Annotated in this window: 11 protein-coding genes and 2 riboswitches; of the genes, 2 read left to right on the top strand and 9 right to left on the bottom strand. The window is 48.1% G+C overall.

Annotated elements, in window-relative coordinates:
* Positions 1-51: 51 nt before the first annotated feature.
* The 3 genes from AB3351_RS17525 to AB3351_RS17515 are packed head-to-tail and all read right to left on the bottom strand — an operon-like array spanning position 52 to position 3,494.
* Positions 52-1,275 (bottom strand): cystathionine gamma-synthase family protein, encoded by a 1,224-nt coding sequence (locus AB3351_RS17525; protein WP_371148442.1) that lies wholly within the window; start codon positions 1,273-1,275, stop codon positions 52-54.
* The gene (locus AB3351_RS17520; protein ID WP_371148441.1) at positions 1,272-2,273 is read right to left on the bottom strand and encodes a cyclodeaminase; all 1,002 of its coding nucleotides are present in this window, start codon (positions 2,271-2,273) and stop codon (positions 1,272-1,274) included. The genes AB3351_RS17525 and AB3351_RS17520 overlap by 4 nt, the downstream gene beginning before the upstream one ends.
* 15 nt (positions 2,274-2,288) lie before the next feature.
* Complete coding sequence (locus AB3351_RS17515; RefSeq protein ID WP_371148440.1) at positions 2,289-3,494, bottom strand: M24 family metallopeptidase; 1,206 nt, start codon at positions 3,492-3,494, stop codon at positions 2,289-2,291.
* A gap of 218 nt (positions 3,495-3,712) precedes the next feature.
* On the opposite strand from AB3351_RS17515, the gene eutB reads away from it, so the two are divergent.
* Both eutB and AB3351_RS17505 read left to right on the top strand, forming a co-directional pair.
* Positions 3,713-4,726 carry a hydroxyectoine utilization dehydratase EutB gene (eutB, locus tag AB3351_RS17510; protein ID WP_371148439.1) on the top strand — a complete coding sequence of 338 codons (1,014 nt, stop codon included), beginning with the start codon at positions 3,713-3,715 and terminating at the stop codon, positions 4,724-4,726.
* A 57-nt stretch (positions 4,727-4,783) separates the two neighbouring features.
* Entirely contained in the window at positions 4,784-6,490 is a 1,707-nt protein-coding gene (locus tag AB3351_RS17505) for a PucR family transcriptional regulator (RefSeq protein ID WP_371148438.1), read from the top strand.
* Positions 6,491-6,519: 29 nt separating this feature from the next.
* Here AB3351_RS17505 and AB3351_RS17500 read toward each other — a convergent pair whose 3' ends face one another.
* The 6 genes from AB3351_RS17500 to AB3351_RS17475 all read right to left on the bottom strand — a co-directional run bounded on the left by AB3351_RS17500 (position 6,520) and on the right by AB3351_RS17475 (position 12,491).
* Positions 6,520-7,233 carry a TraR/DksA C4-type zinc finger protein gene (locus tag AB3351_RS17500; protein WP_371148437.1) on the bottom strand — a complete coding sequence of 238 codons (714 nt, stop codon included), beginning with the start codon at positions 7,231-7,233 and terminating at the stop codon, positions 6,520-6,522.
* Between the two features lie 161 nt (positions 7,234-7,394).
* Positions 7,395-8,891, bottom strand: coding sequence for an aminomethyl-transferring glycine dehydrogenase subunit GcvPB (gene gcvPB, locus AB3351_RS17495; RefSeq protein ID WP_371148436.1), 1,497 nt, complete (start codon positions 8,889-8,891; stop codon positions 7,395-7,397).
* On the bottom strand, positions 8,884-10,242 hold the full coding sequence (gene gcvPA / locus AB3351_RS17490) for an aminomethyl-transferring glycine dehydrogenase subunit GcvPA (RefSeq protein WP_371148435.1): 1,359 nt from the start codon (positions 10,240-10,242) through the stop codon (positions 8,884-8,886). Before gcvPA ends, gcvPB begins: the two co-directional genes overlap by 8 nt.
* 3 nt (positions 10,243-10,245) lie before the next feature.
* Positions 10,246-10,638, bottom strand: coding sequence for a glycine cleavage system protein GcvH (gene gcvH / locus AB3351_RS17485; protein WP_371148434.1), 393 nt, complete (start codon positions 10,636-10,638; stop codon positions 10,246-10,248).
* A gap of 41 nt (positions 10,639-10,679) precedes the next feature.
* Positions 10,680-11,780, bottom strand: a complete 1,101-nt coding sequence (gene gcvT, locus AB3351_RS17480; protein WP_371148433.1) for a glycine cleavage system aminomethyltransferase GcvT — start codon at positions 11,778-11,780, stop codon at positions 10,680-10,682.
* A 68-nt stretch (positions 11,781-11,848) separates the two neighbouring features.
* Positions 11,849-11,951, bottom strand: a riboswitch (glycine riboswitch).
* A 3-nt stretch (positions 11,952-11,954) separates the two neighbouring features.
* Positions 11,955-12,045: riboswitch (glycine riboswitch) on the bottom strand.
* 263 nt (positions 12,046-12,308) lie between these two features.
* Entirely contained in the window at positions 12,309-12,491 is a 183-nt protein-coding gene (locus tag AB3351_RS17475) for a hypothetical protein (protein ID WP_371148432.1), read from the bottom strand.
* Between the last annotated feature and the right edge of the window lie 28 nt (positions 12,492-12,519).

Here is a 12,519-nt window from a genome sequence, read left to right as displayed (position 1 = left end):
TAAGCCCATTTGACCGGATGACGACGCTCGCCACCCGGTCATGTTTTTTATTTACTTTTCGATTGTTGGTGCCAGCTGCATTTGTGCAGCCATGTGTTCGAACGCCTGCTCCAAATCGGCAAGTAAATCTTCCGTATCTTCAATCCCTACTGATAAACGAACCAATCCTTCAGGAATCCCCATCGCTTCGCGCTCTTCCGGTGTACACTCAACATGGCTTGTTGTACGAGCAGGACCATATGTGCTCTCTACTGCGCCCAGGTTTGCCGCTCGGTTTGCAAACTGCAGCTGCGGCAGGAGGTGTCTTACAGCATCCATGCCACCTTTTATTGCAAAGCTCAGCATCCCGCCAAAGCCTCGCATTTGCTTTTTGGCAATGTCATGGTTCACATGTGTTTCTAGTCCTGGATAATATACCGCTTCGACGAATTCTTGTTCCTGCAAATATTGAGCAATTTTCATCGCGCTCGCTTCCTGCTGGCGAACACGCAGCTTTAAGGTCTTCATTCCTCTTAGGATGAGATAAGCCGCCCAAGGGTCCATCGTAGCCCCGTTAATTTCACGGTAGTGATAGATTTTCTTCACCAACTCTTCTGAGCCGCATACTACTCCGCCGAGCGCATCCGCATGCCCGCCCAAGAATTTCGTTGCGCTGTGCAGAACGAGGTCAGCACCGAGTGCTAATGGATTTTGATTGATTGGTGTTGCAAACGTATTGTCTACAACAACAAGCGCACCTGCTGCATGACCGGCCTTCGCCATACGCTCAATGTCCGTAATCTTTACCGTCGGATTCGTCGGGGTCTCGAGGTAGAGGATTTTGCAGCCCTTCGCTACTTCAGCTTCTATCGCCTCGTGGTCACCCGTCGTGCACAGCACAACCTCAATCCCCATGAGCGGCAGGAATTCTGTAAAAATCTTATTGGTTCCACCATACGTATCTTTAATAGAAACAACACGGTCACCCGGACGCAAGAACGTATACAGCGTATTGCTGATGGCTGCCATTCCGGTAGAGAAGCTTGTGGCAGCTTCTGCATTTTCAAGAATTTTCATTTTATCTTCAAATGCCTGTACCGTCGGGTTGGTGTTGCGTCCATAAATATGCCCCTTCTTTTTTTCTGTGGCCACATCATACCACTCATCCATATCGGTATAGCCGTACGCTACGCTCACAACAACAGGTACCTGCGTTGCTCCATGAACAAGATAGTCTTCTTCTCCGGCCCATACACTTTTTGTTCCAACGTTTGCTCTCTCAAAATTTTTTGTCATACCAATCGCCCCTCTTCGTTTTCTAATTGAATTCCAAGCCCTTTTGCTACCAGTTCACTGTAGGCAAACCGCGCGATTACAGTATCCTGTACACCGGTTCCCGTTAAATCACAAATCGTAATCTGTTCCTCATTCGTTCGCCCTGCCATCCGGCCTGCAGTTAACTCCCCGATCTCAACAATATCGCTCTCCTTGGACAATATTCCCTGCGCTACCCCATGATGCAGCTCTCCCAATCGGAAGCACTGTGCTTTCACATCGCATGCCAGCAGATCGGCACGCTCTAGCACATGTACGTCCAATTCCTGCTTATGCTCAGCATCAGAACCCATCGCTGTAATATGCAGGCCAGGGTGCAGCCACTCCGGTTTGATGATCGGAGTTTTGGATGGTGTGGTCGTAACCACCATCTGGCTTTCTTTGACGACCGCCTCCGCACTAGAGGCCGCGCTCACTTTGACACCTAGTTCTTCCTCCATCTCGATGACATAGCGTTCGACACGCTCCGGCGTAGGCCCGTACACGAGCACGCGGTTGAAATCACGCACCTGCTGTAATGCCCGGATCTGATAGCGCGCCTGTGCGCCGGCTCCGATCACACCTACCGTATCCAATTCCTGCTTGGCAAGATATTTCGCTGCTACGGCTCCTGCTGCGGCCGTCCGTATATCCGTTAAGTATCCATTGTCCAGTAAAAGTGAGAGCGGAATGCCCGTTTCCGCGCTGATGACGATCATCATGCCGCTTAAGCTGGGCAGGCCCTTTTGATAATTGTTAAAAAAACCGGATGACATCTTAAGTGCAAACGTATCAAGCCCTTGAATATACGCTGTCTTGACATCAACTTCCCCGTTATGCTCCGGAATATCTACCCGGAGAATCGGAGGCATGGTCGCCCTCCCCAAAGCCAACTGGGTAAAGCCGTCCTCGACAATAGATATCGCTTCCTTATTCATTTGTACGCTGGCACGTATTTCATTTTCACGAAAAATGATCACCTTATGTTCACCCCTTTACCCGATGAATGATTCGGGAGCTGTTGTTTCTGTTGTCTTTACAATCAGTTCTCTCGGAACATCTGCAAATACTTCACAGCCCGTCTCCGTCACCCGAAACGATTCACTGATCTCCACGCCGCAGTCATCAAGCCAAATGCCAGGAATCATATGAAAGGTCATGTTCGGCTGCAAGATGGTCATATCCCCCGGGCGAAGACTTGCGGTATGCTCACCCCAATCGGGCGGATAGTTAAGACCCATGGAATATCCGATGCGAGAATCTTTTGCAAAACCGCTTTTTGCAATCGAATGCCTCCAGGCTAACTCGACTTCTTCACAGGTTACGCCGGGCCGAACGGCGGCGAGCGCAGTGTTAAGCCCTTCGGCCACCACACTTGCCAAGTCCTGCAGCATGCCCGAAGCCTCTCCGATTACCACCGTTCTTGCCAATGGAGCATGATAGCGCCTATAGCAGCCGGCCAGCTCCAAAATCACGGGTTCACCCCTCTTATAGCGTTCATCGGTCCAGGTTAAATGGGGGGTCGATGTTTTTTTCCCGGCGGGCAGTAGCGGAACAATAGCGGGGTAATCACCGCCATACTGCTCAGTTCCGCTGATTTGAGCATGATAGATATTTGCCACCACGTCGCACTCTCTCACGCCTTCTTCAATGGACTCAACCCCTGTAAGCATTGCACGTTCAACAATTTTTGCTGCTTTTTTGATATACGCAATTTCTTGTTCCGACTTTATGATCCGCACCCAATTAACGAGTGCTGTCGCATCCTTGAATGCGGCATTCGGCAATCCTTTTTTTAGGCTTTCATAACATTGAGCGGTAAAATAATAGGTGTCCATCTCTACACCAATCGTCCGGCTCCCCTGTCCGATTTCTTTCAAAATATCGGAAACAAAGTCCATCGGATGCTTGACTGCCGATTGAACATAATCATCTGTATAGGAAATGATGTTGTCGTGCCGAAGCCATGTCGTTACCTTGGCTGCATTCGCATCCTGGCCTCTGCCAATCCAAAACGGCTGCTCCTCGTCAACTATGACAATGAGCATTTGATGAACATAAAAGGACCAGCCATCATAACCGGAAAGATAATGTATATTGGCAGGATCTGTGACAAGCAAGACATCGATTCCTTTTTCGCTCATTTTCTGCTTCGTTTTGTAAAGCCTCTCACCATATTCGGTAACTGTAAATGATGACATAGCAGCGCTCCTTCTCAGCCGATTGAACTCCTGACTTAGCAAAATGTTCTTAAAATTTGGTATAGTGAAATAGTAATTAATTTTTATGTAGATAACATCTGCAAAATTGTATGAAATTTTTTCGAAAACTATAGTCAATTTATCTAATTGACGCTCCCTTATGCCTTTTATATAATGCACCTATTCTAATCATTGCATTATTCTATAGGAGGCTCGCGATGCATTACGCACAATCTCACTCTTTACCAAAAGTAACAGAAGTGACAATTCGGGACATCTGGCAAGCCAGAAAGCGAATTTCTTCCATCGTCAAACAAACCCCTATTATCTATTCGCATCACCTCTCGCAGCTAACAGGTTCGGCTATTTATTTGAAGCTGGAAAATCTTCATGATATTGGTGCATTTAAAGTCAGAGGTGCTGCCAATAAAATTCTCAGTCTGACTCCTGAGGAACGCGAACGGGGCGTAACCACATTCTCTACCGGAAATCATGGGCAAGCTGTAGCCTTTGTAGCGCAGCAGCTTGGAGTTAAGGCGGTTGTATGTGTCTCGAACAGGGTTCCAAAAGCGAAAATTGATGCCATTCAGCGTTGGGGAGCAACAATTGAGATTACCGGAGATAGTCAGGATGCGGCAGGAGAACATTGCGATCGGCTGCAAAAAGAGCAGGGATTGACTGTCATTAAGCCGTTTGATGACCCTGAGGTGATCGCCGGGCAAGGAACAATGGGACTAGAGATCGCTAGAGAGGTTCCTGAGGTCGATATGGTGATTGGGGGATTATCGGGCGGCGGCATGCACTCTGGATTAGGATTGGCTATGAAGTCGATCGACCCTGCCATTCAGGTTGTCGGCGTTTCTATGGAGCACGGGGCGGTCATGTATGAGAGTATAAAAGCAGGAAAACCAGTGGTTCTAGGAGAGAAGGATACGCTTGCCGACAGTCTTCTTGGCGGCATCGGTTTGGATAATGCGTATACGTTTGAGATGGTAAAAAAGTATGTGGATCAATCACTTCTTGTTTCAGAAGAGGCAATTGCTGAAGGAATGGCCTATATGTTAAAACATCATCACATGGTGATTGAAGGAGCCGCGGCAGTTGGAATCGGTGCTCTTCTGCGCCAAAAGATTGTAAAGCCCGGCAAATGTATCGTCATCATCATAAGCGGGTGCAATGTAAACCTTGATGCACATATACAAGCAGTCATGCCATTTATCAATAAAGTATAATAACGTTGTATGATGATATGAATTGCAAACTATACTTTATCCACCTAGGAGTTTTTCATGAACTTTACTGTAAAGGATGTAATGAATCTTGAGATTATGAAGCCTGGCCGCGTGTTAACAGCTCCATCGGCAATGTCTAAACGGCCTGTGGAATCCGTATCTGTTATCGAGATACCCGTTGAGAATTTCATCCTCAAAAATGAATTGGTATTGACTACGGCTATAGGATGCAGCGAGGATATACATGTGTTCAAACACTTCGTCCAGGACATCGTAGAATCGGGAGCTGCAGCGTTGGCTATTGCTACCGGACGCCATGTAATAAGTATCCCAGAGGAAATAACAGCCTATGCTGAGGAACAGCGCTTTCCGATCATTGAGATTCCCTGGGAGATTCGGTTTTCCGATATTACACATACTCTTCTAAGCCACCTCAATCACTGGCAGCAGACAACCCTGCAGCGCTCAGAGGAGCTGCAGAAGCAACTCCTTAATCTTTTTCTTCATGATGCCTCACTCTCTGATGCCACAGAATTAATCAGCCAAACGATTGGCAGTCCGGTCCTTATTGTAGATAAGAACGGCCATATTAAAGGATCGAGCCAGCAGGCAAGTAGCTTGGCAAAGAAATGGGAAGAGCAGGCTAAGACATATCTTACCTCACATATACCAAACGCGGTGCGTTACACCGAGGAGAGTATTAATTGGGTGCATTTTGTAGACGATGCCATTGTCCAACTTGAGATTAAAACAGCTAATAAGGTTCATGGATATCTGCTGCTTGCTCTCTCATCCACTTATTCGCTGCAAACTTTTCAGGAAAATGAAGAAGAATATATCTTGGAGCGGGCAATCACAATAGCTGCTCTATGGTTTCAGCGAGAGCATGCCATTCTAGAGACAGAGTTTCGTCTAAAGGATGATTTCATATGGAGTCTGGCAAAGGGTGAGATCGACTCCTGGGATACAGCCATATCCCGCGCCAAATCCTTGAATTATAATGTAATGCGCCCCTATGTCTGCATTCTGGGAGCACCTGAAAACTTGGAGTCCCTTTTCCAGCAGAACAATTCGATGCAGCTCTCTTACGAGCAGTGGACACAGACGATCGTACACTCCATTGAGGAGCAATTAATCAGTGCCGGGGAAGCTATGCAGCGACTCACAATGACTACGTATCACCAGGATCGATTTATCATTTTTCTAGAAATCTCGATGGATAATATAAATGAAATCGTTACAGCCTACCTTGATCGGGTAGATGACAGGCTGAACGAGCTTGCACCTGGTCTTCTCATATCATGGGGAATCGGAGAAAACCATGCAGGCGAGCGGACATTTATGGAAAGCTTCAATGACGCACGAATCGCATTAGAAGTGGGAACCCGCCAGAAAGGTCCCGGTTATCGCAGCACATACGCCAATACAGAGATTTACCGTGCGTTATCAAGCTTAGCAGATAATACTAAGATGCAGGAGATAACCCTATCTACAATTGGCGCACTCATCGATTACGATCAGCAAAGAGGACTTGATCTTATCCATACGCTCAACACGTATATACGCAATCAGGGAAATGTCAGTCAAACTGCGCGCGTCCTCAGCTTGCATAGACAGTCCCTGCTCTATCGCCTTCGTAAAATCGAGTCGCTTACGCAACGCTCGCTGGTCGATCCTGATGATTTGTTTTTATTGGATTTAAGCAGTAGACTCTGGACAACAGGACTGCTTGCAGCCACGATGAATTCATCGTCTTACGAATAAGTAAAAGAGGCCAAAACGGCCTCTTTTACTTATTCATTTTTATACATGTCGTTTGCCTCATCCAGCACAGCCTCATACCTGTCTCGCAGCGGCGATTCCAGGCTGGGGCCGATATAATGTCCGTCCAGATCAGCAAGCGCCAGCCCTTCGATATCCTCTACGTATCCGACTGATTCATCCGCCTCAATATACATATCATCATAATCAAGCTTGGATGGATCAAAGAAGTCGGACGGGCTGTCCGATGTACCGTATCGTGATACATCCTGCCACGCATCCTCCGCATCATACAATGTCGCATCCGCTTCGTCATACTCAAATTGACCGTACGCCGGAGCAAGTATGTCTTCTTCTGCCGGACGCCGCTTTGACACAAACCGTTCATCCGCATGCTCCATACAGCGTGTCGTTGTCGGAAGAGCTGCCAAGCGTTCAGTCGGAATCGGCGCGCGGCACACTTCACATATCCCGTACACGCCGCGATCAATCGCTTCAAGCGCACGCGTAATGTCACGCATCTCTTCTTCCTCATGTTCATAAAGAGCCAGATCCTTTTCACGTTCAAACATCTCGCTTGCCAAATCGGCCGGATGGTTATCATAGTTGGACAGCTCACTGACTGATTCCTGCATCGCGGCCTGACTCATTCCATAGGCATCGCTCTTTTGAAGGCGCTCTTGCAGATCCTGCTGCTGCTTGGTCAACAGCGAACGATAATGAGAAAGCTCTTGATTCGTAAGCATCTCTGAGCATCCCTTTCTTTCTATCCCAGATTATAAACCACCCTCTGTATAGCGGCGGCGCTATGCATAGTATCTGCATGACCTGATCAAAAGATGTTGGGGATTGAAGGAAGAAAAAGAAAAGGAGAGGCGGCTCATCCGCTCTCCCCTTATATCTATTCTTATTCCATTGCCTCTGGTTTTGTATAGCGCAGCACCGGTTTTCTAGCTGCTAATACTTCATCCAGACGGCTGACTACAGTATGATGCGGCGCTTCCTGCACCAGTTCTGGTGTCTGTTCCGCCTCTTGTGCAATTTGAATCATGACGTCGATGAACTCATCAAGTGTCTCCTTCGACTCTGTTTCGGTTGGCTCAATCATCAGACATTCCTCTACAATAAGCGGGAAATACGTCGTCGGCGGATGATAACCAAAGTCAAGTAAACGCTTAGCAATGTCTAACGTACGAACGCCCTGTTTCTTCTGCCGCTTCCCTGATAGAACAAATTCATGCTTACATACCGTATCAAACGGCAGATCATAATGTTCAGCCAGCTTGCGCATCATGTAATTGGCGTTTAATACCGCATATTCGGAGACGAGGCGCAATCCCTCCGGCCCCATCGTACGGATATACGTATAGGCACGTACATTGATCCCAAAGTTCCCGTAGTATGCTTTCACGCGGCCAATCGACTGCGGACGGTCAAAATCAAGACGATAAACGTCTCCTTCTTTTACAACCATCGGCTTCGGCAAAAACGGTACTAAATCTTTCTTCACTCCTACCGGACCGGAGCCCGGGCCACCGCCGCCGTGCGGTGTTGTAAAGGTCTTATGCAAATTTAAGTGTACAACATCAAAGCCCATATCACCCGGACGCGCTTTGCCAAGAATCGCATTGGCATTGGCTCCATCATAATACAGCAGCCCGCCAGCTTCATGAACGATCTGTGCGATTTCTACAATGCTCTTCTCGAACAAACCAAGCGTATTCGGATTGGTCAGCATAAGCGCTGCCGTGTCTGCTCCAACCACCTGTCGAAGCGCCTTTACATCAACAAACCCATTCTCATCCGATGCTACCGTTACGGTCTCAAATCCTGCCACACTTGCAGAAGCCGGATTCGTCCCATGGGCGGAGTCCGGTACGATCACTTTCGTGCGTTGCTCCCCGCGGCTTTCGTGATATGCACGAATCATCATCAGCCCGGTCCACTCGCCCTGAGCACCGGCGGCGGATTGCAGTGTGACCGCGTCCATACCGGTAATGGCTGCCAAGTCTTCCTGCAGTTCATACATTAGCTGCAGTGCACCCTGCACCGTCTCTTCTGGCTGGTACGGGTGAATGCGTGCAAATCCAGGATAACGTGCCACATCTTCGTTAATCTTCGGATTGTATTTCATCGTACATGAACCAAGCGGATAGAAGCCGGAATCAACTCCGTGATTGCGCTTGGACAGCTCCGTATAATGACGCATAAGTTGAAGTTCGGAAACCTCCGGCAGCTCTGCCGGTGTTTGACGTAAATACTCACTCGGAATTACCGCCGTAACGTCCACTTCCGGCACATCACAGTGCGGAAGCGAGTAGCCTACGCGACCCGGTTTGCTCATTTCGAAAATGAGCTCTTTTTCTTTGTTCTGTTCCTGAACCTTCGGCATCGTGTTAAGCATGGTGCGCTCCCTCCAATCCTTTCACTAATCGGTCGATCTCTTCTTTTGTACGCAGCTCTGTCACAGCCAGCAGCATATGCCCTGCAAGCTCGGGATAATCACGTCCAAGATCAAAGCCGCCGATAATTCCATTCTGGAGAAGCGCTCGATTAATGTCACCTATTGGCCGTGACGCCTTAATCACAAATTCATTAAATACCGGGGTATCATATGTCACTTCGTAGCCGTTAAGTTTGGCGATTTGCTGCTTCGCATACTGCGTCTTCTGTACGTTGAGCAGCGCCATTTCCTGCACACCTTGCTTACCGAGCGATGTCATCGCCACCGCTGCGGCCAATGCATTTAACGCCTGGTTGGAGCAGATGTTGGATGTCGCTTTTTCACGTCGGATATGCTGCTCACGCGCCTGAAGCGTTAGCACAAAGCCCCGACGCCCTTCTTCATCCTTCGTCTGCCCCACAATGCGCCCTGGAATCTGACGCATCAGTTCTTTTTTCACTGCAAAATAGCCGCAGTGCGGGCCGCCAAAAGCCATCGGAATCCCAAACGGCTGTGCGTCTCCTACAACAACATCAGCACCGAATGCGCCCGGCGGTGTAAGAATGCCTAAAGAAAGCGGATTTGCACTCACGACGAGCAGACCCTTATGCTGGTGTGCGATCTTCTCAATTTCGTTGAGCGGCTCGACCGCACCAAAGAAGTTCGGATATTGGACAAGAACAGAAGCCGTTGTCTCATCCACTGCGGCCGCAAGAGCCTCCATATCTGTGATTCCGTTTTTGCAGCCAATCTCGACAATCTCTAAGCCCTGTCCCTTGGCATAGGTTTGCAGAATCGAGCGCGCTTCTGGGTGCACACCGCGTGATACCACAACTTTTTTGCGCTTCGTCTTTGCTGCTGTCATTGCCGCAGCCTCCGCTAATGCGGTAGCTCCGTCATACATAGACGAGTTGGCGACATCCATTCCGGTTAATTCGCAGATCATCGTCTGAAACTCAAAAATCGCCTGCAGCTCACCCTGACTGATCTCTGGCTGATACGGTGTATAAGCGGTATAAAATTCAGAGCGGGAGATGACATGATTTACCACGCTTGGAATGTAGTGATCATACGTGCCTGCACCTAAGAAGCAGGCATAATCAAGCGCGTTGACGTTTTTTCCCGCCATTCGCCCCATATGTTTGGTCAGCTCTGTTTCCGGGATTGCTTCAGGAATCTCAAGCTCCCCCTTAAAACGAATCGACTCTGGAATATCTGCGAACAGCTCTGCAATGTTGGTGATACCGAGATCGGCCAGCATCTCCTGGCGATCCGCCTCAGTCATTGGAAGATAACGATATTTTACGGTCACGCTTTATTCCTCCTCCTTGCTGTATGCTTCATACTGCTCGGCTGTCATCAATGCATCCAGCTCTGCGGGATCAGAGAGGGCAATAACAACCATCCAGCCAGCATCATATGCATCCCCGTTAATTGTCTCCGGTGCATCTTCGAGCGCCTGGTTTACCTCCACCACTTCCCCACTTACCGGTGAGTAAATATCGGACACAGCTTTCACGGATTCAACAGTACCCATGCTTTCATCTACCTTTACGACAGCGCCTTCCTCCGGCAGTTCAATAAATACGATATCCCCGAGCTGATTTTGAGCAAAGTGCGTAATGCCGACACGTACACGCCCACCGTCAAGCACTTCCACCCATTCATGTTCCTTGCTGTATCTATACTCCATCTGCAATTGACTCATCTTGTCTTCTCCCCCAATTTCGTTCCTTACTGTGTCATTGTTTATGCTTTCGGGCGCTTATAAAAAGGCGTCGGTACAACTTTTGCCTTGACACGCTTCCCTCTGATTTCTACGTCCAGTTCTGTACCCGGCTCACTATGCTCACGCTTCACAAGAGCAAGACCCACGCTTTTCTTAAGCGTCGGCGACTGTGTACCTGTTGTCACCTCACCTACTTGCTCATCGCCTGCATATACGGCATAATGCGTGCGCGGAATGCCGCGTTCGATCATTTCTAGGCCGACCAGCTTGCGCGGGATGCCATTTTCCTTCTGTGCTTTGAGTGCCTCCTGCCCGATGAACGGTACCGGCTTATCAACCTTCACCGCAAATCCCAATCCAGCCTCAAGCGGACTGATATCCTTACTTAATTCCTGGCCATACAGCGGCAGACGCGCTTCAAAGCGAAGCGTATCACGCGCACCCAATCCACACGGCAGCACATCCTCCCCACCGGCTTCAAGGATTTTTTTCCATAGCACAGGTGCATCTTCCGCTTTTATATAAATTTCAAATCCATCTTCACCAGTGTAGCCCGTGCGCGAGACCAGTCCAGCCACGCCTGAGAAATTCACATTCTGTTCGAAATGAAAGAAGCGAATCGCAGATACATCCGTGTCCGTCAGCTTCTGTGCCACCGTTTCAGCAAGCGGCCCCTGCAAAGCCAGCAGAGCTATTTCATCCGATATATTGCGTAGAGTCATCTCGCCTTCCGCATGCTTCTTCATCCATTCATAGTCTTTATCGATATTAGAAGCATTAACAACGAGCAGATATTCATTATCCCCACATTTATAAACCAACAGATCATCAATCGTGCCGCCGTCTGGATAACACATAATCGTATACTGTGCCTGACCGATCGTCAGCTTCGATGCATCGTTTGTCGTTATTTTCTGTATAAAAGCAAGCGCGTCTTTCCCTTTTACCTCTATTTCACCCATGTGTGAAACGTCGAATAAACCGGCCTTTGTACGCACCGCCTCATGTTCTTTTTGGATGCTTGAGAACTGAACAGGCAAATCCCAACCGCCAAAATCAATCGTTTTGGCTCCATACTCTGCATACAGTGGATACAAAGGCGTTTGTTGCAATACAGTCATTCATCCAACCTCCCGTAAACATTCTCATTTTTCACAAAAAAAGGACAGGGATAGGGCGTCTTCCCTATCTCTGTCCTTTGTACCTGAGAGCTACCCAGACCAAGCTGCGCAACGGCAGCGTCCTATTCCGGTTTCCCCTTTGGTGGCTCGTCATGCGAGCTCTCTCCAGAGTTGCGTCCCACAGAAGTACTTTTGCCTGAGAGATTGAAAGGTATTCTTGCTCCTTCGGCGACGTGCTTCGCACGTTCTCTCCCTCTGCTTTCATCCGCACGATATTATATTATTGTTAAAAGTCAAACATATCATTCGCTTCTATCGTACCATGAATCAGAAAAATTGCAATGCATTCATCACTTTTTTATTAACGAAAATTAATCAAAACATAATATTGTTTGTCTTTTACGAATATAACACGAATAAAAATCACATTTCAATCAAATATAAACAAAAAACCGAACATTATTAACAAAAATCAGCTTTCCTACATAAAAAACGGAGCAAACATCTCTGCCCACTCCGCTGCTTCTTTTATTTTCTATTTTGTTTTGGTTCCCATACACATGTATATATCGGATCGACCTTGGTCAGTACAATACAATCATCTTCCACAGCGATCTCAATGGTTCCATACCCGAGAATCTCTTGAATCTCCGGCGGCAGCACTAGATTCCCATGTTCGTCAATCTGACCAAGCAGCGGCTTTTTTTCCATGCTATATATGCCCTCCTTACGGCCCGGC

This window comes from Aneurinibacillus sp. REN35 (genome assembly GCF_041379945.2).
GTDB lineage: Bacteria > Bacillota > Bacilli > Aneurinibacillales > Aneurinibacillaceae > Aneurinibacillus.
Note: the sequence above shows the minus strand (reverse complement) of the source record. Positions and strands in the feature narration are given on the sequence as shown.